Here is a 2,330-nt window from a genome sequence, read left to right as displayed (position 1 = left end):
GCAGTGCGCAATGCGCTCGGCCGTGCGTTCGAGCATCACGGCCTGCGCGGCCGGGTCGGGCGTGAGGCGCGTGGGTTCGTCGCGCACCCAGAACAGCGAGTAGATGGCCGCCGGCAGGTAGACCATCCAGCGCAGGTAGCGCGCACGCAGCGGATCGCCGGGCGCGGGGCAGAGCCCGGCCTCCGGATAGCGGTCGCCCAGCCAGATCAGCATGGCCGCGCTCTCGGTCATCAACTCGCCCGACGGCAGCACGAGCGCGGGCACCTGCTGCATCGGGTTGACGCCCGACATGCGCTCGCGCTCGGAGTCGCTCTCCCAGGGCGAGACATCGACGGTCTCGACCTGCGCGCCGATCAGCGTCAGCGCCGCATGGACCGGCGTCGCGCCCGAGCCGGGCGCGCCGTAGAGGGTGTAGCGGTCGTTCGAGGCGGATGAAGAAGTCATCCGCCCAGATTACTGCAGCAGCGTACCRCTTGTCACGCAGTGGCCAGCAAGGCGTCGACCTTCTTCAGGCCTTCGAGCGTCTTCACGCAGGCCTCGGCCACTTCGGTGCCCTTGACGGCGAAGTGGCGATGGAAGTACTTGCGGTGCTCCACGTGCTCGTGGAAGTGGTGCGGCGTGAGCACGGCCGAAAAAATCGGCACGTCGGTCTCGAGCTGCAGCGACATCAGCGTGCTGACCACGGTGCCGGCCACGAACTCGTGGCGGTAGATGCCGCCATCGACCACCAGCGCGCAGCCCACGATGGCCGCGTACTTGCCCGAGTTGGCAAGCCGCTTGGCATGCAGCGGAATCTCGAAGGCGCCGGGCACGTCGAAGATGTCGATCAGCTCGCGCGCCACGCCGAGCCGCTCCATCTCGGCAAGGAAGGCGTCGCGCGCCTGGTGGACGATGTCGGAATGCCATTGCGCCTCGACAAAGGCAATGCGCTCGCCGCGCGGCTGGCCCGGCGCGTTGACGGCGGAAAGGGGAAGGTCGTTGATCTGACTCATGGTGTGCCTCTTGAAAGCAGGTTTCCTGAATCAGGGCGCACGAAACCGCAGGGCAGCATGCGCGCCATTGCAAGGCGCGCGGGCCGGCCCGCATTTCGCGCTCTCTTTCATCCGGACTGTGACCGTCGGCTTCGGAATTGCACCGAAATCTGCTGACCCCGCAGCCCATTGCAGGCCTTGGGCGCTCGCGGGCTCGTGCGGCCCCTCTTTCGAAGAAGCCGCCATTACCGCCGGTGGGGAGTTTCGCCCCGCCCTGAGAACGCTTGCCGTCCGGCATGCCGGACGACGGTGCGATTCTAGGAGCGGACGGCGGCGCTGGTTGTCGCCCGCGCGCCAGACCTTCGGCGGCGCGGGGATTTTGGCCGCGCGCGGGATGCGTGCGGCTCAGCGCTTCGCGAGGAACTGCGTCATGCGATGGAGTTCGTCGTCGAGTGCCGCGCGGAACAGCGCATCGCGAGGCGGCTTGCCGCCGGCATAGCCGAACGCGGGCTGCAGCCGGCCTTCGGGCGCCGTGACGTTGGCCCAGCCGATCACGCGCTCGCGCCAGAGCAGGGGCAGCGCGTAGTAGCCGAACTGCCGCTTCGGCGCCGGCATGTAGGCCTCGAACTTGTACGTCCAGCCCCACAGCAGCTCGAAGCGGCGGCGGTCCCACACCACGGGGTCGAAGGGCGCGAGCAGGCGCACCTGATCGTCGGGCGCATGGCGCCGCGAGGCGGGGTTTTCATCGCCGGGCCAGTACCAGGTGGTGCCGTCGATGCGGCAGCTTGCGAGCCGTTCGTCGCGTGCGAGGCGCAGCGCGGCCTGCGTCTGCGCCGACAGATGCGGCGCGCCGTAGCCGAGCAGCCGCACGAGATACGTCAGGCTCGCGGCCGGCAGCGGCGCGTACTTGCGCACCACCAGGTCGATCAGCGCGGCGGCGCGCTGCGCGCGGCCGGCGGGGCTGTCGTCGGCCGGCACATGCGTCACGGCCTCGTAGACGCGTGTGCCGCTGTCGCGCCGCACCACGCGCAGCATGCCGCGGTAGTGCAGGCCATCGAGCAGCCGCGTCGTCGCATTGCTCGAGCCGCCCCAGTAGTTCTTGACGCTCCCGTGTGCAAAGTGCTGTTCGACTTCACGCGGATGCACGGGCCCGCGCTCGCGCACGAAGGCCAGCACGTCGGCGGCCTTGCGGCGGGTGTCCGCGTCCCAGGGCTGCCTGGCTTCGCGCGGATGCATCAGCGCCAAGTGCTCGCGCGGCAGAAAGCCGTAGTTGACGAGGCAGTCTTCCTCAATGGCAAGTCGGGTGTAGCGGCTTTCGAGATCGCCCGCGCGGTAGTCCTTCACGCGGTGGCGCAAGGT

At 69.2% G+C, this 2,330-nt stretch carries 3 protein-coding genes and 1 riboswitch; all 3 genes read right to left on the bottom strand.

Annotation, left to right across the window (positions count from 1 at the left end; translation table 11 throughout):
* On the bottom strand, window positions 1-444 hold a 444-nt coding region (locus AC1DOC_RS29835; RefSeq protein WP_478131137.1), incomplete at its 3' end, for a glutathione S-transferase family protein.
* A gap of 32 nt (window positions 445-476) precedes the next feature.
* On the bottom strand, window positions 477-992 hold the full coding sequence (locus tag AC1DOC_RS29830) for a 6,7-dimethyl-8-ribityllumazine synthase (protein WP_012746991.1): 516 nt from the start codon (window positions 990-992) through the stop codon (window positions 477-479).
* Between the two features lie 95 nt (window positions 993-1,087).
* A riboswitch (FMN riboswitch) is annotated at window positions 1,088-1,257 on the bottom strand.
* Window positions 1,258-1,376: 119 nt separating this feature from the next.
* Window positions 1,377-2,330: DNA glycosylase AlkZ-like family protein (locus AC1DOC_RS29825; RefSeq protein WP_478131136.1), on the bottom strand; the 954-nt coding region annotated here is incomplete at its 5' end.

This window comes from Variovorax sp. 01T439_2 (assembly GCF_056398445.1).
Note: the sequence above shows the minus strand (reverse complement) of the source record. Positions and strands in the feature narration are given on the sequence as shown.

What these genes read in the sequence shown, in the direction of transcription:
- AC1DOC_RS29830 (WP_012746991.1), bottom strand. Translation starts at nt 992, where the DNA reads ATGAGTCAGATCAACGACCTTCCCCTTTCCGCCGTCAACGCGCCGGGC.